We start from the raw sequence: 20924 nt of genomic DNA, 5'->3' as shown, positions 1-20924 counted from the left end.
CGGTCACGGCGCCACTCCTACGGTGGACAGGCCGGCGGCCTCGGGCAGCCCGAGCGCCAGGTTCATGGACTGGACCGCAGCTCCGGCGGTGCCCTTGGTCAGGTTGTCGAGCGCGGCGATCACGATCAGCAGGCCCGCGTCGGGGTCGACGGTGACGGCGAGCTGAACGGCGTTGGACCCGATCACCGAGCCGGTGGCGGGCAGCACCCCTTCCGGTAGCAGGTGCACGAATGTTTCGTCCCCGTAGGCCTTTTCGTAGACGGCGCGCGCTTCCTCGGCGGTAGCCGTGGTCGGCGCCGTGCAGGTGGCGAGGATGCCCCGGGGCATGGGTGCGAGAACGGGGGTGAACGAGACGGAGACGTCGGTGCCGGCGAGCACTGAGAGATTCTGCTTGATCTCGGGGGTGTGGCGGTGGGCGCCGCCGATGCCGTAGGCCCGCACCGATCCCATCACTTCGGAGCCGAGCAGGTCGACTCTCGGCGACTTGCCCGCGCCGGAGGCACCGGACACCGCGACGACCTGCACGGACGGTTCCACGATGCCGGCTGCGACCGCCGGAGCGAGAGCGAGCAACGCGGAGGTGGGATAGCAGCCGGGTACGGCGATGCGGGTCGCGCCGATGAGCTTGTCGCGCGCGCCGGGCAGTTCCGGCATGCCGTACGGCCAGGTGCCCGCGTGGTCGGTGCCGTACCAGCGCGTCCAGTCATCGGAGGAGGTCAGCCGGAAGTCGGCGCCGCAGTCGATGACGACGGTGGTCTCGGGCAGTTGCTCGGCGATGACCGCGGAGTGGCCGTGCGGCAGGCCGAGGAAGACGACGTCGTGCCCGGCGAGGCTGTCGAGGTCGGTGGGTGCGAGAACCCGGTCGGCGAGCGGCAGCAGATGCGAATGGAATTCGCGGAGGGTGGCTCCGGCGTTGCTCCCGGCGGTGAGTGCACCGATGACGAGTGATCCGTCCTGGTACGCGGGATGGCCGAGAAGGAGGCGCAGGATCTCGCCGCCCGCGTAACCGCTCGCTCCCGCGACGGCCACCCGGAGCGGCGCCTGCGGCGTCGCCGTGAATACCGGTGAATTACCCATACGATTGATTATGCACGATGATGCAAACTATTTCATCCAGCTCTGGGTCACACCCAGTTCCGGGTCATTCCGAACGCAACGACCGCCGGATCTCCGCGAGCTTGTCGGCCGCGGCTGCCTGCCGCGCCTCGTACTCGTCGTCGAGGGTGCGCCCGGACACGCTTTCCCTCGCCAGTTCCTCTGCGCCGATCGCTGTCGCCGAACGGTGCTCGATCTTCTCTCGCACCGAGTCCAGCGTGGGCACGCCGTCGCGGGTGTACCCGGTGATCTCCTCGATCGTCGGCGCCCGCGTCCCCGAACCGACGGGGCCGGGATCGGTGGCCGGTTCGGGCTCGGCGGGCGGCACGTCCGGGATGTCCGGCGACGGCGGCACGTCGGGCACCGTGGGAGTCGCGGGTTCGGCCGGTGTGACGTCGGGCGCAGGCTCGTCCGGCGTCTCGGGCTCCGGTGTCCGGCCGTGGTTCCGTTCGTCGCTACTCATACATCCAGGTTACGTCGGACGGACCGAGAGCGGGGGCGCCGAGCCGTGACCCGGCGCGCCCCCGCCGAGGACAACGTCAGCGACGCATCTCGGCACCCACGGAGGCAGCAGCCGCAGCGACCGCAGCGTCACGGGCAGCGCTCGCCTCGTCCTCGGTGAGCGTGCGATCGGGCGCCCGGAAACGCAACGCGAACGCGAGCGACTTGCGGTTCTCACCCACCTGCGCGCCTTCGAACACGTCGAACAGCCTGATGTCTTCGAGCAGTTCGCCGCCACCCGCGCGCAACGCGGACTCGACCGACGCCGCCGGCACCTCCGCGTCGACCACCACCGCGACATCCTGCAGCACCGCCGGGAACGGCGAGACCACCGGAGCGGGCAGCGACTCGGAGATCGGGAGGGCGTCGAGATCGAGCTCGAAAGCACACGTGCGCGCCGGAAGGCCCGCCCGTTCGACGACGGCCGGATGCAACTCACCGGCGTGGCCGACGACCACCCCGTCGACGAGCAACTCGGCGCAACGACCAGGATGCCACGGAAGATACTGCGCCGCACGCCGTTCCAGCTGCACACCCGCGGCCCTGGCAATGGTCTCCGCGGCCGCGAAGGCGTCGGACGCCTCTGCGGCACGTCCGGATCCCCACGGTCCCGCGGGCTCGCGCATTCCCGCGAGCGCACCGCCGACGTGCACGGGCTGCGCCGGGAGCGACTGCTCGAGGGTCGCGATCTCGTCGTCGCTGGGACGCCGGTCGACCGGCAGCGGCGCGACCGCCACCGTGTCCGGACCCGGCTGCACCACCTGGGCGATGGAGAACAGCGCCAGGTCGCGCTGACCGCGCGAGACATTGCGCGCGAGCACCTCGAGGAGGCCGGGCAGCAAGGTGGTGGCCAGTTCCGGGCGGTCCGATTCGAGCGGGTTGAGCACCTTGGTGGTGACGCGGCGCGGATCGTCGGCGTCGAGTCCCCAGGTGTCGAACACGCCGGTGGGCAGGAACACCGGGGCGAGTACCTCGACGTAACCGTCGTATGCCAGCGCCTTGCTGACGGCGCGGCGACGCTTCTGGCTCGGCGTCAGTCCCCGTCCTGCGGGAGCGGCCGGGAGCACCGACGGGATCTGTTCGAGTCCCTCGAGGCGAAGCACTTCCTCGACGAGATCTGCGGGCTGACGCAGGTCGGGGCGCCACGACGGCGGCGTCACCACGAGCTGACCGTGGCCGTCCTCGCCGACACCGACCTCCACGGCACACCCGATCTGGGTCAGGCGACGGGCGGCGGTGCCGTTCGGGTAGGTGACCCCGGCGATGCGGTCCGGAAGGTCGATGTCCATCCGGATCGACACGGGTTCGGTCGGAACGACGATGTCGGTGAGGGTGGGCTCGACGGTGCCGCCGGCGATCTCGACGAGCAGCGCTGCCGCGCGATCGAGTGCGGCGCGGGCGACGGCGGGGTCGACGGTGCGCTCGAAACGCTTCCCGGCTTCACTGCTGAGCTTGTGACGCCGGTTGCCGCGGAACACGGCGAGCGGATCCCAGGTCGCCGCTTCGAGCAGGATGTCGGTGGTCGCGTCCCCGACTTCGGTGGTGGCGCCGCCCATGATGCCGGCAAGGGAGATGACGCCGGAATCGTCGCAGATCACGACGTCCTCGGGATCGAGGTCGCGCTCGACACCGTCGAGGGTGGTCAGCTTCTCCCCCGCCCGAGCCCGGCGCACGACGATATCGCCCTGCAGGGTGGCCGCGTCGAACGCGTGCAGCGGCTGGCCGAGTTCGAGCATCACATAGTTCGTGACATCGACGGCCGGGGAGATCGGGCGCACACCGGCGGTGTGCAGGCGCCGTTGCAGCCACCACGGGGACACTGCGTTCGGGTCGATGCCCGTTACCCGGCGTGCCGCGAACCGGGTGGCGTCGGTCTCCGGCTCGAGCCGGATCGGGTAGGCCTCGCCACCGTCGGCGGGCAGCGGGGTGACCTGAGCGGGGTCGACGAATTCGAGGTCGAAGCCGCAGGCGAGTTCGCGGGCCAGTCCGCGCGCGGAGAAGCAGTAACCGCGGTCCGGAGTGATGTTCAGTTCGACGACCGTGTCGCCGAGCCCGAGCAATTCGTTCGCATCCGCGCCCGGCTCGGCACTTCCCGGTTCGAGCACCAGAATGCCCGAGTGGTCGGTGCCGATACCCAGTTCGCTCACCGAGCAGATCATCCCGTCGGAGACCTGCCCGTAGGTCTTGCGGCTCGCGATGGCGAACCCGCCGGGAAGCACCGCGCCGGGGAGTGCGGCGACCACGAGGTCACCTTCGGCGAAGTTGCGGGCACCGCACACGATGCCGCGGGGCTCGTCTTCGCCCACCTCGACCTTGCAGAACCGGATGGGCTTCTTGAACCCCTCGAGTTCGGTGATCTCGGCGACCCGTCCGACGACCAGGTTGTCGATGCGTTCGAGGGTTTCGATGTCCTCGACCTCGAGCCCGACCCGGACGAATCCCGCGTCGAGTTCCTCGGGCGTGACGTTCCACTCCGGGGTGGCACGCTGCAGGATCTCGGTCAGCCAGGACTGCGCTATTCGCACTTGGGTTCAGCTTTCTCGTTCGTTCGGGGACGGATGGAGGTGGCGGGCGTCAGCCCTGCACACCGAAGGGCAGGGTGAAGCGCACGTCGCCTTCGACGATGTCGCGCATGTCGGGGATGCCGTTGCGGAACTGCAGCGTGCGCTCGAGACCCATGCCGAATGCGAATCCGGTGTACACGTCGGGGTCGATGCCCGAGGCCCGCAGCACATTCGGGTTCACCATGCCGCAGCCGCCCCACTCGACCCAGCCCGCGCCGCCCTTCTTGTTCGGGAACCAGACGTCCACCTCGGCGGACGGCTCGGTGAACGGGAAGTAGTTCGGACGCATCCGCGTCCGGGTCTCCGGTCCGAACAGGGCACGCGCGAACGCATCGAGCGTGCCGCGCAGGTGGCCCATGGTCAGACCCTTGTCCACCGCGAGACCCTCCACCTGGGAGAACACCGGGGTGTGCGTGGCGTCGAGTTCGTCGGTACGGAACGTGCGGCCCGGGCACACCACGTAGATCGGGATGTCGCGGTGCAGCATCGTGCGCACCTGCACCGGGGAGGTGTGGGTGCGCAGCACCTGACGCGACCCTTCCGGTGCGATGTGGAAGGTGTCCTGCATCGTGCGGGCCGGGTGGTCGGGCAGGAAGTTGAGGGCGTCGAAGTTGAAATGTTCGGTTTCGACCTCGGGCCCTTCGGCGATTTCCCATCCCATCGCGACGAACACGTCGGCGACCTGGTCGGAAATGATGCTGATCGGGTGCCGGGCACCGAGCGGGCGGCGAGTCGCCGGCAGCGTCACGTCGACGGCCTCGGCGACGAGGACCGCCGCGTCACGCTCGGCCTGCAGTTCCTCCTTGCGGGCGTCGAATGCGGCCTGCGCGGCGGTGCGGTGGGCGTTGACCCGCTTGCCCGCGTCGGCGCGCTCCTTGCCCGGCAGCGAGCCGAGCGCACGCTTGGCGAGGGAGATGGGCGCCTTGTCGCCGAGATGGTCGACCTTCGCCCGCGCGAGCGCGTCGAGGTCGGCAGCGGCCGCGAACGCCTCGATCGCAGCCTTCTCGGCCGCAGCGAGGGCCTCCTCGGTCAAGGCGCTCGGATCGACTGCCGGCGGGGTGCCGCCTTCATTCTTGGCCACGACCGGTGCAACTCCTTCTTCGGGCGAACGATGGTTCGAAATGTTCTCGCGGGCGCCGCCGCGACCGGATGGTCGACGGCGCACCGACAAATCCTATGTGATGGGTCCGGAGGCCCGAGTCTGCACCGGGGGCCGGTGCTGCACCCGGGAGCTGGCGTACAGGCAGATCGACGCTGCGGTAGCGAGGTTGAGAGACTCGGCACGACCCCGGATCGGGATACGGACCCGATGGTCTGCCCGCGCGGCGACCTCCGGATCGAGACCGTGGGCCTCGTTACCGAACAGCCACGCCGTGGGACGGGCCAGCAGTTCGTCGGCGTCGTCGAGTTCGACCTCGCCGTCGGCGGCCGTCGCGAGGATCTGCACGCCTGCGCCGGAGAGGGCGTCGAGAACACGCAGGGTGTCCCGCTCCCGCGCAACCGGCAGGTGGAAGATGCTGCCTGCCGACGCACGCACACACTTCCCGTTGTGCGGGTCCACCGAGTCGCCGGCGAGGATCACCGCGTCGGCGCCGACAGCGTCCGCGACACGGATCAGGGTGCCGGCGTTGCCGGGCTCCGCCATCGCGACGGGCACCGCCACGAGCCGGGGGCGCGGCGACAGTGCCGCCTCGAGAGGGACGTCGAGGGTGTCGCAGACGGCCACCAGTCCCGGCGGGGTCACCGTGTCCGACAGACGGGCGGCGGCTTTCTCGGTCACGGTGGCGACGCGCACCCCCGCGCGGTGCGCGGCGTCGACGCAGTCGCGGTAGCGTTCGGCCGCGGCTTCGGTGACGAACAGGTCGTGCACGTGACCGGCCGCGAGCGCTTCGGTGACGGAGTTCTCACCCTCGGCGAGAAACCGCCCGTTTTTGCGTCGTTCCGCGGCCCGCAAGAGTTTCACAGCAGAAACGACCCGCGGGGTGCGCTCGGTGAGCGGATCCACGGGCCGTTCCTGTGTTGTGTCGTCGTTCAGCGTCGTGCTCAGGCAGCCGGAGCGTTGACGTCGGCCGGCAGCGCAGCCTTGGCGAGCGCGACCAGGCCGGCGAATGCCTCGGCGTCGGAGACGGCGAGCTCGGCGAGGATCTTGCGGTCGACCTCGACACCCGCGGCCTTGAGGCCCTGGATGAAGCGGTTGTAGGTGATGTCGTTGGCGCGGGCCGCCGCGTTGATACGGCTGATCCACAGCTTGCGGAAATCACCCTTGCGGGCGCGACGGTCGCGGTAGGCGTAGGTCAGCGAGTGAAGCTGCTGCTCCTTGGCCTTGCGGTACAGACGCGAGCGCTGCCCGCGGTAGCCCTTCGAGGCCTCGAGAATCGAACGGCGCTTCTTCTGGGCGTTGACGGCCCTCTTCACGCGTGCCACTGGTTAAGTCCTGTCAAAGTTCGGGGGACGACATTGTTTCGTCCCCGGAGAGCGGGAAACGGTCGGGGAAGCTCAGAGGCCGAGCAGGCGCTTGACCCGCGGGGTGTCCGCGGGCGCGACCACTGCCACGCCGTCGAGACGGCGAGTGACGGTCGAAGGCTTGTGCTCGAGAAGGTGGCGGCGCCCGGCCTTCTGGCGCAGGATCTTCCCGCTGCCGGACACCTTGAATCGCTTCGCGGTGCCGCTGTGGGTCTTCGACTTGGGCATGGAGTCCTCAGTTCTTGTCGGTGTGTACATCGGTGCTCGCACGCAGCACCGGGTGTGCTGGTTCGAGCGGCTAGCTGCTTGGGGCGTCGCCCTGCTGCGGCGCCGGCGGCGGGGTCGCAGGGGCAGATGCCTGCGTTGCCTGCGCGGTGCTCGAGGGCTGCGCGGTGTTGACCGGTGCAGCATGGGCGGCTTCCTGCGCCTTCGCGCGGGTCTTCGCGCCCTTGTGCGGGGCCAGCACCATGGTCATGTTGCGACCGTCCTGCTTCGCGGAGGTTTCGATGAAGCCGAGTTCGGCGACATCCGCACCCAGACGCTGCAGCAACCGGTACCCGAGTTCGGGACGCGACTGCTCACGGCCACGGAACATGATGGTGACCTTGACCTTGGACCCGGCCTCGAGGAAGCGAACGACGTTGCGCTTCTTGGTCTCGTAGTCGTGATCGTCGATCTTGGGCCGGAGCTTCTGCTCCTTGATCACGGTCATCTGCTGGTTCTTGCGCGATTCGCGCGCCTTCTGCGCGTTCTCGTACTTGAACTTGCCGTAATCCATGATCTTGCAGACCGGCGGCCGAGCGTCGGGCGCCACCTCGACGAGGTCGAGGTCGGCTTCGATAGCCAGGCGGAGTGCATCTTCAACACGCACGATGCCGACCTGTTCCCCGCCAGGTCCGACGAGACGGACCTCGGGAACTCGGATGCGTTCGTTGATGCGGGTCTCAGCGCTGATGTGGCCTCCTAGGTAGAACGGTGGGTCGGTGTGACCGCACCGCAGCAGGTGGCCCGAGTTCCTCGACGAAAAGACCCCGCTGTGGTGCCGAGGCTCCACGCGGGGTCCGATACCGACCGGTCGACGAACGGCAGTTGCACTGCACATACGCCCCAGCATCCCGGAGGATGCGGCATCCGCGGTGCGAGCACCGGGAAGACCGGACCACTGAACTGCATCTATTGTGCCGCCAGAGGTGGGAGTCGGACTCCACTTTGCTGCCCATGCTGGTATGCACGGGCGGTCGTGGGGACAAGTCTAGCAAAGATGCACGTCGGCATCGAATCGCCCCGCGAGCGACCACCCGAACTGCGTCGCTCCCGGGCGCAGTGGGATCCTCGATGCATGACCGAGGCACCCGATTCCCAGGACCCGAACGTAGCGCCGGACGACGTGCGCGAACTCGCCGAGATCCCGGCCGTCGAGGTGATCAGCCGCGCTGCCGTGATGTTGATGAGTTCGGCCGCCGAGAAGCTGGGTCTCGGCGACGCCGACCCCCAGCAGAGCAGCCACCTCGATCTCGACGAAGCACGACGTGTGATCACTGCGCTGGCCGGCCTCGTCACGGCTTCCGTGGAATACCTCGGACCGCACGCCGGACCGATCCGCGAGGGCCTGCAGGCACTGCAGCGCGCGTTCCGTGAGGCATCGTCGACTCCCGACGAGCCCGGATTCGGTCCCGGCGAGAAGTACACCGGCCCCGTCTACTGATCCCACCCGCACAGCACGACACCCGGGACGCAGCGCTCGGCGCCGCTCCCGGGTGTCCTGGTGACTATTTCGCCGCGACCTTCTTCTTCGCCGCCCGCTTCCGGGCCGGAGCCTTCTTCGGCGCGGGCGGTACAGGCGCGAGTGCCTCGGCGAGGAAGCGCCCGGTGTAGCTCGCTTCCACCTCGGCGATGTCCTCGGGCGTGCCCTGTCCGACGACGGTGCCGCCCCCGGCTCCGCCTTCGGGGCCCATGTCGATCACCCAGTCCGCTGTCTTGATGACGTCGAGATTGTGCTCGATGACGATGACGGTGTTGCCCTTGTCGACAAGCCCGTTGATGACACCGAGCAGTTTGCGGATGTCCTCGAAGTGCAGGCCGGTGGTCGGCTCGTCGAGGATGTACGCGGTGCGCCCGTTCGACCGCTTCTGCAGTTCCGCCGCGAGCTTGACGCGCTGGGCTTCGCCGCCGGACAGCGTGGTGGCCGGCTGGCCCAGCCGCACGTATCCCAGTCCCACCTCGGTGAGTGTCTTGAGATAGCGGTGGATCGAGGTGACGGGCTGGAAGAACTCGGCCGCCTCCTCGATCGACATGTCGAGAACCTCGGCGATCGTCTTGCCCTTGTAGTGCACCTCGAGGGTTTCGCGGTTGTACCGCGCCCCGTGGCACACCTCGCACGGCACATAGACGTCGGGCAGGAAGTTCATCTCGATCTTCAGCGTGCCGTCACCGGAACACGCCTCGCAGCGTCCGCCCTTGACATTGAAGGAGAAGCGCCCCGGCTGGTACCCGCGCACCTTCGCCTCGGTGGTGGCCGCGAACAGCGTGCGGATCTTGTCGAACACCCCGGTGTAGGTCGCGGGGTTGGACCGCGGCGTGCGACCGATCGGAGACTGGTCGACGCGCACGAGCTTGTCGAGCTGGTCGAGGCCGTTGATGCGGGTGTGCCGGCCGGGCACCTGGCGCGCCCCGTTGAGCTTGTTCGCCATCACCGTCGCGAGAATGTCGTTGACCAGCGTGGATTTACCCGAGCCGGATACGCCGGTCACGCAGGTGAGCACACCGAGCGGGAACGACACGTCGATGTCGTGCAAGTTGTTTTCGCGCGCCCCCACGACGGTGATCTGCCGCTTCTGGTCCACGGGACGGCGGAGCGCCGGGATCTCGATGGCTTCGCGGCCGGACAGGTACGCGCCGGTCAGCGACTCGGGGTTGTCGAGCAACTCCTTGTAGGTGCCGCTGTGCACCACCCGGCCACCGTGTTCGCCTGCTCGCGGACCGATGTCGACGACCCAGTCGGACGCACGGACGGTGTCCTCGTCGTGCTCGACGACGATGAGCGTGTTCCCGAGATCGCGGAGCCGCGTGAGGGTGTCGATGAGCCGGCGGTTGTCGCGCTGATGCAGGCCGATGGACGGTTCGTCGAGCACGTACAGGACACCGACGAGGCCGGAGCCGATCTGGGTGGCAAGCCGGATGCGCTGCGCCTCCCCGCCCGAGAGGGTCGCGGCGGCGCGGGAGAGCGAGAGGTAGTCGAGGCCCACGTCGAGCAGGAATCCGAGCCGCGCTTGCACTTCCTTGAGCACCTGGCCGGCGATGGCCGCTTCGCGGCTGCCCAGGGTGAGGGTGTCGAGGAACTCGGCGCATTCGGCGATCGACAGGTCGCACACCTCTGCGATCGACCTGCGGTCGTGGTTGCCGGCGGTGATGGTGACCGAGAGGATCTCAGGACGCAGCCGAGCGCCTTTACATGCGGGGCAAGGGATTTCCCGCATGTACCCGTCATAGCGTTCCTTCATCTGATCGGACTCGGTCTGCTCGAGGCGACGATGCAGGAACGGCATCACACCTTCGAACTCGGCGTAGTACGAACGGACGCGGCCGTACCGGTTCTTGTACCGCACGTGCACCTGGTCGGTGCTGCCCTCGAGGACCGCCCTGCGAACCTTCGCGGGCAGTTTCTTCCACGGAGTGTTGATGTCGAAGCCCATGACGTCGGCCAAGCCGGTCAGCAGGCGCGTGAAATATTCCGCGCTCTGGCCCATCGACCAGGGCGCGATAGCACCTTCCGCCAGGCTGACGTCCGGGTCGGGCACGACGAGATCGACGTCGACTTCCTTCCGGACACCGAGGCCCGCGCACTCCGGGCACGCGCCGTAGGGCGAGTTGAAGGAGAACGAGCGCGGCTCGAGATCGTCGATCGCCAGGGGGTGCCCGTTGGGGCACGCCAGCGACTCGGAGAACCGGCGCTCGCGATCCGGCGCATTCTCGTCGCGGTCCACGAAGTCGAGGACGACCACGCCTTCCGCCAGGCGCAACGCCGTCTCGACCGAATCGGTCAGGCGCTGCTTGGCGCTCGGCTTCACAGCCAACCGGTCGACCACGACCTCGATGTCGTGCTTCTCCTGCTTCTTGAGCTTCGGCGGATCCGACAGCGGATACACCACGCCGTCGACCCGGACGCGGGAGTAACCCTGCACGGTGAGCTGCTCGAACAGGTCCACGAACTCGCCCTTGCGGGTACGGACGACCGGCGCGAGGATCTGGAATCGCGCCCCTTCCTCCATGTCGAGGACCTGATCGACGATCTGTTGCGGCGTCTGCCGGGAGATCTCCTCGCCACACACCGGGCAGTGCGGAGTGCCCGCGCGGGCGTACAGCAGACGCAGGTAGTCGTACACCTCGGTGATCGTGCCGACCGTGGATCGAGGATTGCGGTTGGTGGACTTCTGGTCGATGGACACAGCCGGCGACAAGCCCTCGATGAAGTCGACGTCGGGCTTGTCCATCTGTCCGAGGAACTGCCGGGCGTAGGCCGACAACGATTCGACGTAGCGCCGCTGGCCCTCCGCGAAAATGGTGTCGAACGCGAGGCTCGACTTGCCCGATCCCGACAGGCCGGTGAACACGATGAGGCTGTCGCGCGGTAGGTCCAGGTCTACTCCCCGCAGGTTGTGTTCCCGTGCTCCACGCACGATCAGGCGGTCCGCCACGCCATATCCTTCCTGTAGACACGGCCGAGGTTCGGCCTTGATCCATGGTAGGCGCGGGTACCGACAGAGGCCGGGCGCGCTTCGTCCCCTCCCGGGTGTGGCGGCGGTAGGTTTGCGGGTATGACGCAGCACACCGTGATCATCGAGGACACCTACACCGGCGACGTCACCCCGGGAGGGTCGGCCCAGCGACGCGCAGTCCCCGGCGCGGAGATCGTGAAACTCGCCGTCGGCCCGATGAACAACAACACCTACCTCGTCACCGACACCGCGACCGGCAAATCCGTATTCATCGATGCCGCAAACGAACCCGACACACTGGTGCGGTTCCTGCGCGACAACGCCCCGCACCTCGAACTCATCGTCACGACCCATCAGCACTGGGATCACTGGCAGGGTCTCGAGAAGGTCGCCGCCGAGACGGGTGTCCCCACCGCCGCGCACGCACTCGACGCCGGACCGCTGCCGGTCGCACCCGATCGAATTCTCACCGAGGGAGAGTCGATTCGGGTGGGTGACCTGGATCTCGAGGTGATTCACCTCGCAGGGCACACACCGGGGTCGGTCGCGCTGGTTCTCACCGAACAGGGCACAGGCAAGCACCACATCTTCACCGGCGACTCCCTCTTCCCCGGCGGCGTCGGCAAGACCCCGGACGACGACGCCTTCCGCTCGCTGATGAACGATGTCGAATCGAAGATCTTCGACCGCTTCGGCGACGACACGGTGTTCTACCCCGGGCACGGCAAGGACTCGACGCTCGGCGCGGAGCGTCCGCACCTCGGCGAGTGGCGCGAACGCGGCTGGTGACGGACTGCGTAGCAGGTCATCGGCCCGAGCCTCGACGCCGGCCGTTCGGGGACCCCGCATTCGAGGCGGAGCGAGGTTCCGGGCCGGTGATCCCGTACTGTCAGGTCATCAGGACCGTTCAGGTCCTCGAATGAGGGTGGCAGCATGGCCGACAAATCGCCTCGCAGTTCCATGTCCAAGAAGTCCGGCAAGTCGCTGAAGGAAAAGCGGGCCGACAAGAAGTCGGGCGCCAACTCCCAGGCCGATCCCGAGATCGTCGCGCACGTCAAGAAGCGCTGACACAACTCTCCCTCATCACCAAACCCGCAGGAGCACAACTACATATGCTTGATCTCGGTGTCCTGGCGCACTCTCGGAAGAAAAACGAGCGACGTCTGCCGATCCATCCGCACCACTTTTCCCGGATCGACGAGGATTTGCGTGCCCACATCTATCTGGAGCCCGGCTACGGCACACCCTTCGGTGTGTCCGATGCCGATCTGGAGCCCTTCGTCGCGGGATTCCGTTCCCGGGAGCAGTTGATCGCCGACTGCGACGTGATCGCTCTGCCCAAGCTTCAGGCGAGCGATCTCGCGGAGTTCCGGGAGGGCCAGACGGTGTGGGGCTGGCCGCACTGCGTCCAGGACACCGCGGTGACGCAGCAGGCCATCGACCGGCGGCTGACGCTGATCGCCTTCGAAGCGATGAACCACTGGCGCAGCGACGGAAGCTTCGGGCTGCACGTGTTCCACAAGAACAACGAGCTTGCCGGTTACAGCTCGGTGATCCACGGTCTGCAGATCATCGGGTGCACCGGTGACTACGGCCGTCGTCTGCGCGCCGTCGTCATCGGGTTCGGGGCAACGGCCCGGGGCGCGGTCACCGCCTTGAACGCACACGGCATCGACGATGTCCGGGTGCTCACCAACCGTGATGTGGCCGCCGTCGGATCGCCTATCCACTCGGCGCGCATCGTTCGGTTCGAACACGAGGCCACCGATCCGCATCGCAGCTTCGTGCTCACCGACGAGGGACGGGTGCCGCTGGCGCCGTACCTCGCGGAGAACGACATCGTGGTCAACTGCGTCCTGCAGGACACCGCGGAACCGCTCACGTTCCTCCACGAACAAGACCTGGATGCGTTCGCGTCCGGCAGCCTGATCGTCGATGTGTCGTGCGATGCGGGCATGGGGTTCAGCTGGGCGAGGCCCACCTCGTTCACCGAGCCGAGCTTCGTCGTCGGTAACAACATCCACTACTACGCCGTGGATCACAGTCCGTCGTACCTGTGGAACTCCGCGACGTGGGAAATCAGTGCAGCGCTGCTCCCCCACATGCGGACGGTCCTCTCCGGCCCGGACGCCTGGGCCGGCGACCAGGTCATCGCCCGAGCGATCGAGATTCGCGACGGAGTGATCCGGAATCCGAGTATCACCGCGTTCCAGCACCGCGCCGCCGACTACCCGCACGCGATGCTCGCTGAGACGGTGGACGCGACCGCGCGATGACGGGTGCCGCGACCGGCACCCGCCGGTCGCGGTTACACGATCGCGGGCATCCGGACGACCTGCCCGGCGTACGAAAGCCCGGCCCCGAACCCGAGCAGCAGTGCCGTGTCACCGGGCTTGGACGCACCGGATCGCAGCAACTCTTCCATGGCCATCGGAATCGAGGCCGCGCTCGTGTTGCCCGTTTCCGCGATGTCGCGAGCGACCGCCACGGTGTCGGGTAGTCCCAAGGTCCGGATCAGGGCATCGGTGATGCGGCTGTTGGCTTGGTGCGGCACGAAGGCATCGAGGTCGTCGACCGTGACGCCGGATTTCGCCAGGGCGTCTTTGCACGCCGTCTCGAGGAACGTCACGGCCCAGCGGAAAACGGCCGCGCCGTTCATCCGGATATACGGGCGTACCGGCGTCGGACCGCCGGCCAGCGCGGCGTCGACCTCGCCGAAATACTGCTGGAAATCCTTGTCCTGCTTGATGGCGTCGGTCTGGCTGCCGTCCGAGCCCCAGGCGACCGGCCCGATCCCTTCCTCGTCGGCCGGGCCCACGATTGCGGCCCCGGCGCCGTCGGCGAAGATGAACGCGCACGTGCGGTCGGTGGGGTCGAGCAGGTCGGACAGTCGCTCCACGCCGATGACCAGGACGTTGCGGGCCTGGCCGGCGCGGACGAGACTCGCCGCGTTGCCGAGCGCGTAGCAGAACCCGGCGCAGCCCGCGGAGACGTCGTAGGCGGCGGTGTTCTGCATGCCCAGTTCGGTGGCCACGACAGCCCCCGCGGACGGTCCCAGCACCATCTGCGACGAGGTGGCCAGTACGACGGCATCGATCTGATCGACATCCATGCCCGCCGCGGACAGCGCGTCGCGGGCAGCGGCCGTGCTCATCGAGACGATCGTTTCGTCAGGTTCGGCCCAGTGGCGGGCGGTGATGCCGGAGCGGGTCCTGATCCATTCATCGGTGGAGTCGATGCGCTCGACGATCTCCGAGTTGGGAACGACGCGGCGAGGCCGGTAGACCCCCAGACCGAGGAGGGCGGTGTGAACTGTCGGCGGTGCGGTGGTGATGTGTGCGGGCATTCGCACATCTTGCCCCTACCGCGCGCCGTTCGGAAGCACTTCCATGGCATCGCCACAACGCCCTCGCGCGCACGACTGGACGCCGGACAGGACAGCCGGCCGCTCTACTGCCGGTCCGCTTCCGATTCGTCCTCGCGATGTTCGTCGTCAGGCTCGGCGAACGCGGTACCGGAGACCATTCCGTCGGTACCCGGCACGGTTTCGGTGGGCCGTACCCCGGGTTCGTACATCTTGCGGACCTTCTCGGCTTTGTCCTGCGCCTGCCGCTTCGCGTCTTCGTCGAGGTTGTCCATCCACTCGGATCCTGACTGTCGTCCACGCCGGACTCCCCTCGTTCCGAAGTTCCGCCGGCGGAGACTGCCGGCATCAACAGCGTCCCCCCGATTCCCCTTCCCGGGGCTCGTTTCGTCGGGATCGGCCTTCTGATCCCGGTACGATTCGGTCGCATCAGGCCTCGCTCCTGCGAACTCCGGCACGGTGAACCATGGCGGCACTTCTGCTCGGCCCCGTCCTCAGGCACGTCGGTTCCACGGACGCCACGGTGTGGGTGGAAACATCTGCCCCCTGCACCGTCGAGATACTCGGCCGTTCCGAACGGACGTGGTCCGTCGAGGGACACCATTACGCGCTCGTGGTGATCGACGGCCTGGAGCCGGGTTCCACCACGCCGTACCGGGTGCGACTCGACGACACCGACGTCTGGCCACTCGAGGACGCCGACGCCTCTGTCATCCGGTCCCTGAGCGACGACGCCCGGTTCGATCTCGCGTTCGGCTCGTGCCGGGTCGCCACCACCGGCGCCGAGACCGACGGCGGGGGCGACGAGTCGCTCGGCGCGGACGCTCTCGCGGTTTACGCGCAGCGTATGAGGACGCAACCGCGCGACCTGTGGCCCGACGCGTTGATGCTGCTGGGCGACCAGGTCTATGCCGACGAACTGTCGCCCGAAATCCTGCAACGCGTCGGAGAGCGGCACGACCTGGACGAGCCGCCCGGCGCCCAGGTGCGGGACTTCGAGGAATACACCTGGCTCTATGCCCAGGCGTGGTCGGACCCGGAGGTGCGGTGGCTGCTGTCGACCGTGCCGACCTCGATGATCTTCGACGACCACGACGTGCACGACGACTGGAACACCTCGCAATCGTGGCGCGCCGAATTCGAGGCGAGCAACTGGTGGGAGGAGCGGATCGTCGGGGCGCTCATGTCGTACTGGATCTACCAGCACCTCGGAAACCTCTCGCCCGCGGAACTGCGCCGGAACGAGTTGTACGCCAAGATCCGCGGGACCACCGGCGACGCGACCGCCCTGCTGCGCGAGTTCGCGTCCGAGGCCGACGAGGAGGCCGACGGTGCGCGCGGTGTGCAGTGGTCGTATCGCCGGGATTTCGGGTCGGTGCGTCTTCTCGTGATCGATTCGCGCTGCGGGCGGGTCCTCACCTCGGAACGGCGCGAGATGGTCTCCGATCCGGAGTTCGACTGGATCGAAGACCAGACGGTGGGCGACTACGACCACCTCCTCGTCGGAATGTCGTTGCCCTGGCTGCTGCTCCGCGCGTTGCACGATGCGGAGGCCTGGGACGAGCAGTTGGCGTTCGGTGCGCGGGGACCGCGGCTCGCCCGCTGGGCGGAGAGTCTGCGCCGCGGCGCCGACCTCGAGCATTGGGCGGCGTTCCACGACTCGTTCGACCGTCTCGCGCGACTCTTCGGCGAAGTCGCCCGCGGAGACCGGACCGACGCGTCCGGCATCCCGCCGGCGACGATCTGTGTGCTGTCGGGCGATGTCCACCACGCCTACGCCGCGAGCGCGCGGTTCACCTTCCCGACCGACTCGCAGGTCTATCAGTTGACGTGTTCACCTCTCCACAATCGGGTTCCGGCCGCGGTCCGGGCGGGGTTCCGGGCGGCGTGGAGTCGCCTGGCGGAACGGTCGGTACGCGGGTTGCTCCGGCTTGTCACGCCGGTTCCCCGGTCGCCCGTGGAGTGGGATCGGATCGCCGGGCCGACGTTCGGGAACCAGATCGCGACGCTCCGGTTGCACGGCCGCGCGGCACGACTGTCGATCGAGCGCACCACGAGCCGTGGTAGCGCCGCCCCGTACTTCGAGTGCGTCACCGACCTGGTCCTGTCGCGGGACGACGCGACTACGGACGCGCCGCGACTGCATCGTCCGGACCGCGCGGAGACCTGACCTGCCGTAAATGCAATTCTCACGAAATCGCAACCACATAATCGCCGACGACATATCTTGTTGACATCGCACCGTCGGCGATGTTAGACATTCCGCACGTGCCGAACCCGCACGTGTTTGCGCTTTAATTCTCGAACCTGTTGGGGCACAAGCCTTCAGCGGACGCCTGACGGACTGTCCAGGTGAACGGAGAACCTGCCGCATGACACTTCCGCCGTCGTTTTCCCGCATACCGAACCGCCCTCTGCGACGAGCACTCCGGTGACCCGCACGCAGACTCCCCCAGCTGTCCGCGACGACGCCGCCGCGCGCGGGGTAGTCGGCACCTCGGTTCCGCGCATCGAGGATCTCCGCCTGGTCACGGGCGCCGGCACGTTCGTCGACGACGTGACACGGCCCGGGATGGTGCACGCCTGTTTTGTACGAAGCCCGTTGCCCCGCGCGCGAATAGGCGCGATCGATACATCCGCGGCACTGCAGCTCGAGGGCGTCTTCGCGGTATACACCGCCGCCGAACTGAACACCGTCGCGCACCAGATCTCCTACGCGCTCGACATGCCCGGCATGCCGCCGGTACCTCGGCCACCGCTCGCCGAAGAAGAGGTGCGATTCGTCGGAGACCCGGTGGCCCTGGTCGTTGCCGTCGACCGGTACGTCGCAGAAGACGCCGTCGAACTCGTGGAAGTCGAGTACGAACCGCTCGAACCGGTACTCGATTACGTCACCGCGGATTCGTCACCGCATCTCGTGCACGCCGGGTTCGCCGGCAACTCCGCCGGTGAGATGGCCGGACGTCCGGCATCGGATCTCGATCCGATCTTCGAGGCCGCCGCACATACCGTGCAGCAGCAGATCTTTCAGCAGGCCTACCTACCCGTTCCGATGGAAACCCGCGGGCTGGTGGCGGAGTGGTCGGCCTCGACAGGCGAGATGACGGTGTGGATCTCCACCCAGTCGCCCCACGAGGTGCGCGGCTTCTGTGCCCGGCTGCTGGGCATCGACGAACACCGGGTCCGGGTGATCGCGCGCGACACCGGAGGGGGTTTCGGACTCAAGGTTGCGCCGCTGCGCGAGGAGATCTGCATCCAGCTCGCGGCACGCACGCTCGGCACGGCGGTCAAGTGGATCGAGGACCGGCAAGAGAATCTGATGTCGTCCGGTATGGCGCGTCATGAGCACGCAGACGTGCGGATGGCCTTCGACGCGGAGGTCCGGATCCTTGCGGCGGGAATGGAACATGTGCAGAACGTCGGTGCCTACCCCACTCCTTCGCCTCTCACCGCCGGAGTCGTGGTGGGCATGCTGTTCCCGGGTCCCTACCGGGTCCCGGACGCGTCGTTCAGCGTGAAGTTCCACTACTCCAATACCGTCGGCCGGCTTGCCTACCGTGGTCCCTGGCAGTTCGAATCCGTCGCTCGTGAAGTGCTTCTCGACCATGCCGCCCGCCGGATCGGCATCGATCCCGTCGAGCTGCGACGTCGCAACATGATCCGCCGCGAGGACTTGCCCGCGTTCAACCCGCACGGCATGCCGCTCGATCACATCTCACCCCTCGACACTCTCGAGCAGGCTGTGGCGATGCTCGGCTACGAGGACTTCCGGGAAGAGCAGCAACGCGCCCGCGCCGAGGGACGGTATCTCGGCGTCGGTACGTGCACCTACGTCGAGCCGACTACGGGCGGAACCTCGTTCCACAGCACCGAGGGCGCCACCATCCGGATCGAGCCGACCGGCAAGGTGAACGTCTATGTTGCCGGTGGCTCCGCGGGCAACAGTCTCGAGACGACCGTCGTGCAGTTGACGGCAGATGCCCTCGGCGTTGCGATGGCGGATGTCCGGACGGTCCAGGGCGATACCGCCGTCACGCCGTTCGGGGCCGGCACCGGTGGCAGCAGGTCCGGGTCGATGACGGCAGGTGCGATTGCCGAGACCGCCGCGGGCCTGCGTGAACGGATCGTGGCGATCGCGGCGCACCGGTTGGACACGACTCCCGACGAGATCGACTTCGTCGACAGCACGGCGTCGGCGCGGAACGCACCGGACAAGACACTGTCGCTGGCCGAGATCGCGGATATCGCCTACTTCCAGGGTGAGGCCCTGCCACCGGGTGTCCCGCCGGGTCTGGAAGCGAGCGGGCGCTACCGGACACCACACATGATGATCTGGGCCAACGCCACCCACGTGTGCACCTGCGAGGTGGACGTAGCGACCGGCAAGGTGACCCTGCTTCGCTACATCGTGAGCGAGGACTGCGGCAAGATGATCAATCCGAGCGTGGTGGAGGGCCAGATCTGCGGCGGCACCGTCCAGGGAATCGGCGGCGCACTGTACGAGCATCTCGCGTACGACGACAGCGGCAATCCCGTCGCCACCACCTTCATGGACTACCTGCTGCCGACGGCATCCGAGATTCCGGCGATCGAGATCGGGCACATCGACACCCCGAGCCCGGGGCCCGGAAACTTCAAGGGCGTGGGCGAGGGCGGCGCGATCGGCGCGACGCCCGCAGTGCTCAACGCGGTGATGGACGCGCTTGCTCCGTTCGGAGTCGAACTGAAACAGCTGCCGCTGTCCCCCTCCGCCGTTCTGACGATGATCGACGACGCGCGCACCGCCGCGAAGGACGACGAATGAAGCCCGCCGCGTTCGACTATCACGCACCGGAGACGGCCGACGAGGCGGTTCACCTGCTCGCCGAACTCGGTGACGAGGCCAAGTTCATCGCCGGCGGGCAGAGCCTGATGCCGCTGCTCGTCCTGCGGCTCGCCGTGTTCGACCACCTCGTCGACCTCCGGCGACTCACCGATCTGGCGGACATCACGGCCGGCACCGACACCGTCCGGATCGGGGCCACCACCACGCACACGATGGTCGGCCGGTCCGAGACGATCGCCCGAAGCGTTCCCCTGCTCGCCCGCGCGACACCGCTCATCGGGCACTTCCAGATCCGCAACCGCGGCACGATAGGCGGTTCCCTCGCGCACGCAGATGCCGCAGCGGAGTATCCGGCGGTGGCCCTGACCCTCGATGCCGACATCGAAACGCGCTCCCCCCGGGGGTTGCGCACGATCCCCGCCGCCGACTTCTTCCAGGGGATGTGGACGACGGCGATGGAACCGGACGAGCTGGTGACCGCAGTGACATTCCCGGTGTGGCGCGGCCGGTGCGGTTCTGCGATCGAAGAATTCACCCGCCGCAGCGGCGACTTCGCGGTGGCGGGCGCTGCGGTCGCGCTCCGCGTGGATGCGGACGAGCGGATCGAACGGTGCGCGGTCACGGTCTTCGGAATGGGCCCGACACCGATCCGCGCGCGAACGGTCGAAAGGGAACTGCTCGGGCGCGGGGCGTCGACGATCTCCGCCGAGGAGGTCGGCCGCAACGCGACCGCACATCTCGACGCGGTTCCGTCGGACGGTCACGGCACGGCCGGGTACCGACGCCGCGTCGGGTCCGCGATGGTCGCTCGCGCGTGGAACCGCGCCGTGAAGGAGGCACTCGATGACTGACGTCGATATCCGTGTCCGGATCAACGGCGCGACCCGCCACGATCGCGTACCACCGCGCTTGACGCTGGCCGATTACCTGCGCGAGCGGTGCGGCCTGACCGGCACACATCTGGGATGCGAGCACGGAGTGTGCGGGGCGTGCACCGTCCTCTTCGACGGCGAGGCCGTGCGCGCGTGCCTGATCTTCGCGGTCCAGGCCGACGGAGCCGAACTGACGACCATCGAGGGCCTCGCCGGCGCCGACGGGGAACTGTCCTCCGTCCAGGCAGCCTTCCGCGACCAGCACGGACTCCAGTGCGGTTTCTGCACACCGGGATTCATCGTCTCGGCAACCGCTTTCCTGCGCGAGAACCCGTCACCGTCCGACGACGAGATCCGGGAAGCGATCTCGGGCAACCTGTGCCGCTGCACCGGTTACCAGGGCATCGTCCGCGCGGTACGCGCCGCGGCCGGTGGCCCCGACTCCAGCGGCGAGCCCGGCACCGTCCCCGCATCCGGCGCCTGACGCACACGACAACACCGAGTGAAGACGATCCCGCCCGAATA

At 68.0% G+C, this 20924-nt stretch carries 19 protein-coding genes; 8 read left to right on the top strand and 11 right to left on the bottom strand.

The features are described from left to right. Positions 1-3: 3 nt before the first annotated feature. The 8 genes from argC to infC form a co-directional block, all read right to left on the bottom strand. On the bottom strand, positions 4-1077 hold the full coding sequence (gene argC / locus HF877_RS20210) for an N-acetyl-gamma-glutamyl-phosphate reductase (protein WP_169622989.1): 1074 nt from the start codon (positions 1075-1077) through the stop codon (positions 4-6). A gap of 64 nt (positions 1078-1141) precedes the next feature. After that, positions 1142-1558: a hypothetical protein gene (locus HF877_RS20205; RefSeq protein WP_169622988.1), complete on the bottom strand. Its 417-nt coding sequence runs from the start codon at positions 1556-1558 to the stop codon at positions 1142-1144. 76 nt (positions 1559-1634) lie between these two features. After that, entirely contained in the window at positions 1635-4121 is a 2487-nt protein-coding gene (gene pheT, locus HF877_RS20200) for a phenylalanine--tRNA ligase subunit beta (protein WP_169622987.1), read from the bottom strand. A 49-nt stretch (positions 4122-4170) separates the two neighbouring features. Then, positions 4171-5241: a phenylalanine--tRNA ligase subunit alpha gene (pheS, locus tag HF877_RS20195; RefSeq protein WP_169622986.1), complete on the bottom strand. Its 1071-nt coding sequence runs from the start codon at positions 5239-5241 to the stop codon at positions 4171-4173. 93 nt (positions 5242-5334) lie between these two features. Continuing rightward, positions 5335-6165 carry an RNA methyltransferase gene (locus tag HF877_RS20190; RefSeq protein ID WP_169622985.1) on the bottom strand — a complete coding sequence of 277 codons (831 nt, stop codon included), beginning with the start codon at positions 6163-6165 and terminating at the stop codon, positions 5335-5337. 38 nt (positions 6166-6203) lie between these two features. Next, entirely contained in the window at positions 6204-6584 is a 381-nt protein-coding gene (rplT, locus tag HF877_RS20185; protein ID WP_169622984.1) for a 50S ribosomal protein L20, read from the bottom strand. 72 nt (positions 6585-6656) lie between these two features. Beyond that, positions 6657-6851, bottom strand: coding sequence for a 50S ribosomal protein L35 (gene rpmI, locus HF877_RS20180; RefSeq protein ID WP_072698932.1), 195 nt, complete (start codon positions 6849-6851; stop codon positions 6657-6659). A gap of 70 nt (positions 6852-6921) precedes the next feature. Beyond that, positions 6922-7623, bottom strand: coding sequence for a translation initiation factor IF-3 (gene infC / locus HF877_RS20175; RefSeq protein ID WP_206037422.1), 702 nt, complete (start codon positions 7621-7623; stop codon positions 6922-6924). A gap of 339 nt (positions 7624-7962) precedes the next feature. On the opposite strand from infC, the gene HF877_RS20170 reads away from it, so the two are divergent. Continuing rightward, the gene (locus HF877_RS20170; protein WP_169622983.1) at positions 7963-8328 is read left to right on the top strand and encodes a DUF1844 domain-containing protein; all 366 of its coding nucleotides are present in this window, start codon (positions 7963-7965) and stop codon (positions 8326-8328) included. 64 nt (positions 8329-8392) lie between these two features. Here the strand turns inward: HF877_RS20170 and uvrA are convergent, their stop codons facing one another. After that, entirely contained in the window at positions 8393-11317 is a 2925-nt protein-coding gene (gene uvrA, locus HF877_RS20165; RefSeq protein WP_169622982.1) for an excinuclease ABC subunit UvrA, read from the bottom strand. A gap of 120 nt (positions 11318-11437) precedes the next feature. Here uvrA and HF877_RS20160 point away from each other — a divergent pair, with 120 nt between their 5' ends. The 3 genes from HF877_RS20160 to HF877_RS20155 all read left to right on the top strand — a co-directional run bounded on the left by HF877_RS20160 (position 11438) and on the right by HF877_RS20155 (position 13614). Further along, positions 11438-12127, top strand: coding sequence for an MBL fold metallo-hydrolase (locus tag HF877_RS20160; protein WP_169622981.1), 690 nt, complete (start codon positions 11438-11440; stop codon positions 12125-12127). Between the two features lie 144 nt (positions 12128-12271). Further along, positions 12272-12406, top strand: coding sequence for a hypothetical protein (locus HF877_RS21565; RefSeq protein ID WP_277350493.1), 135 nt, complete (start codon positions 12272-12274; stop codon positions 12404-12406). A 44-nt stretch (positions 12407-12450) separates the two neighbouring features. Further along, complete coding sequence (locus tag HF877_RS20155; RefSeq protein ID WP_169622980.1) at positions 12451-13614, top strand: N(5)-(carboxyethyl)ornithine synthase; 1164 nt, start codon at positions 12451-12453, stop codon at positions 13612-13614. Positions 13615-13646: 32 nt separating this feature from the next. On the opposite strand, the gene HF877_RS20150 is transcribed toward HF877_RS20155, so the two are convergent. Beyond that, positions 13647-14684: a beta-ketoacyl-ACP synthase III gene (locus HF877_RS20150; RefSeq protein ID WP_169622979.1), complete on the bottom strand. Its 1038-nt coding sequence runs from the start codon at positions 14682-14684 to the stop codon at positions 13647-13649. 104 nt (positions 14685-14788) lie between these two features. Then, positions 14789-14977: a hypothetical protein gene (locus HF877_RS20145; RefSeq protein ID WP_169622978.1), complete on the bottom strand. Its 189-nt coding sequence runs from the start codon at positions 14975-14977 to the stop codon at positions 14789-14791. 191 nt (positions 14978-15168) lie between these two features. On the opposite strand from HF877_RS20145, the gene HF877_RS20140 reads away from it, so the two are divergent. From HF877_RS20140 to HF877_RS20125, 4 genes are all read left to right on the top strand, one after another. Next, complete coding sequence (locus HF877_RS20140; protein WP_169622977.1) at positions 15169-16872, top strand: alkaline phosphatase D family protein; 1704 nt, start codon at positions 15169-15171, stop codon at positions 16870-16872. Positions 16873-17133: 261 nt separating this feature from the next. Further along, the gene (locus tag HF877_RS20135; RefSeq protein WP_169622976.1) at positions 17134-19506 is read left to right on the top strand and encodes a xanthine dehydrogenase family protein molybdopterin-binding subunit; all 2373 of its coding nucleotides are present in this window, start codon (positions 17134-17136) and stop codon (positions 19504-19506) included. Then, positions 19503-20378 (top strand): xanthine dehydrogenase family protein subunit M, encoded by an 876-nt coding sequence (locus HF877_RS20130; RefSeq protein ID WP_169622975.1) that lies wholly within the window; start codon positions 19503-19505, stop codon positions 20376-20378. Before HF877_RS20135 ends, HF877_RS20130 begins: the two co-directional genes overlap by 4 nt. Further along, the gene (locus HF877_RS20125) at positions 20371-20883 is read left to right on the top strand and encodes a (2Fe-2S)-binding protein (RefSeq protein WP_169622974.1); all 513 of its coding nucleotides are present in this window, start codon (positions 20371-20373) and stop codon (positions 20881-20883) included. Before HF877_RS20130 ends, HF877_RS20125 begins: the two co-directional genes overlap by 8 nt. Positions 20884-20924: the final 41 nt, after the last annotated feature.

The sequence above is a fragment of the Rhodococcus sp. BL-253-APC-6A1W genome, assembly GCF_012843405.1.
Lineage (GTDB): Bacteria > Actinomycetota > Actinomycetes > Mycobacteriales > Mycobacteriaceae > Rhodococcus.
The sequence above is the reverse complement of the archived record's forward strand: the minus strand, read 5'-3'. Positions and strand labels throughout refer to the sequence as shown.

Excerpts from the sequence above, each read along its gene's own strand:
- argC (WP_169622989.1), bottom strand. The coding sequence starts at position 1,077 with ATGGGTAATTCACCGGTATTCACGGCGACGCCGCAGGCGCCGCTCCGG.
- HF877_RS20140 (WP_169622977.1), top strand. The coding sequence starts at position 15,169 with ATGGCGGCACTTCTGCTCGGCCCCGTCCTCAGGCACGTCGGTTCCACG.
- HF877_RS20170 (WP_169622983.1), top strand. The coding sequence starts at position 7,963 with ATGACCGAGGCACCCGATTCCCAGGACCCGAACGTAGCGCCGGACGAC.
- HF877_RS21565 (WP_277350493.1), top strand. The coding sequence starts at position 12,272 with ATGGCCGACAAATCGCCTCGCAGTTCCATGTCCAAGAAGTCCGGCAAG.
- HF877_RS20160 (WP_169622981.1), top strand. The coding sequence starts at position 11,438 with ATGACGCAGCACACCGTGATCATCGAGGACACCTACACCGGCGACGTC.
- HF877_RS20150 (WP_169622979.1), bottom strand. The coding sequence starts at position 14,684 with ATGCCCGCACACATCACCACCGCACCGCCGACAGTTCACACCGCCCTC.
- HF877_RS20205 (WP_169622988.1), bottom strand. The coding sequence starts at position 1,558 with ATGAGTAGCGACGAACGGAACCACGGCCGGACACCGGAGCCCGAGACG.
- HF877_RS20125 (WP_169622974.1), top strand. The coding sequence starts at position 20,371 with ATGACTGACGTCGATATCCGTGTCCGGATCAACGGCGCGACCCGCCAC.
- HF877_RS20145 (WP_169622978.1), bottom strand. The coding sequence starts at position 14,977 with ATGGACAACCTCGACGAAGACGCGAAGCGGCAGGCGCAGGACAAAGCC.
- HF877_RS20130 (WP_169622975.1), top strand. The coding sequence starts at position 19,503 with ATGAAGCCCGCCGCGTTCGACTATCACGCACCGGAGACGGCCGACGAG.
- HF877_RS20155 (WP_169622980.1), top strand. The coding sequence starts at position 12,451 with ATGCTTGATCTCGGTGTCCTGGCGCACTCTCGGAAGAAAAACGAGCGA.
- rpmI (WP_072698932.1), bottom strand. The coding sequence starts at position 6,851 with ATGCCCAAGTCGAAGACCCACAGCGGCACCGCGAAGCGATTCAAGGTG.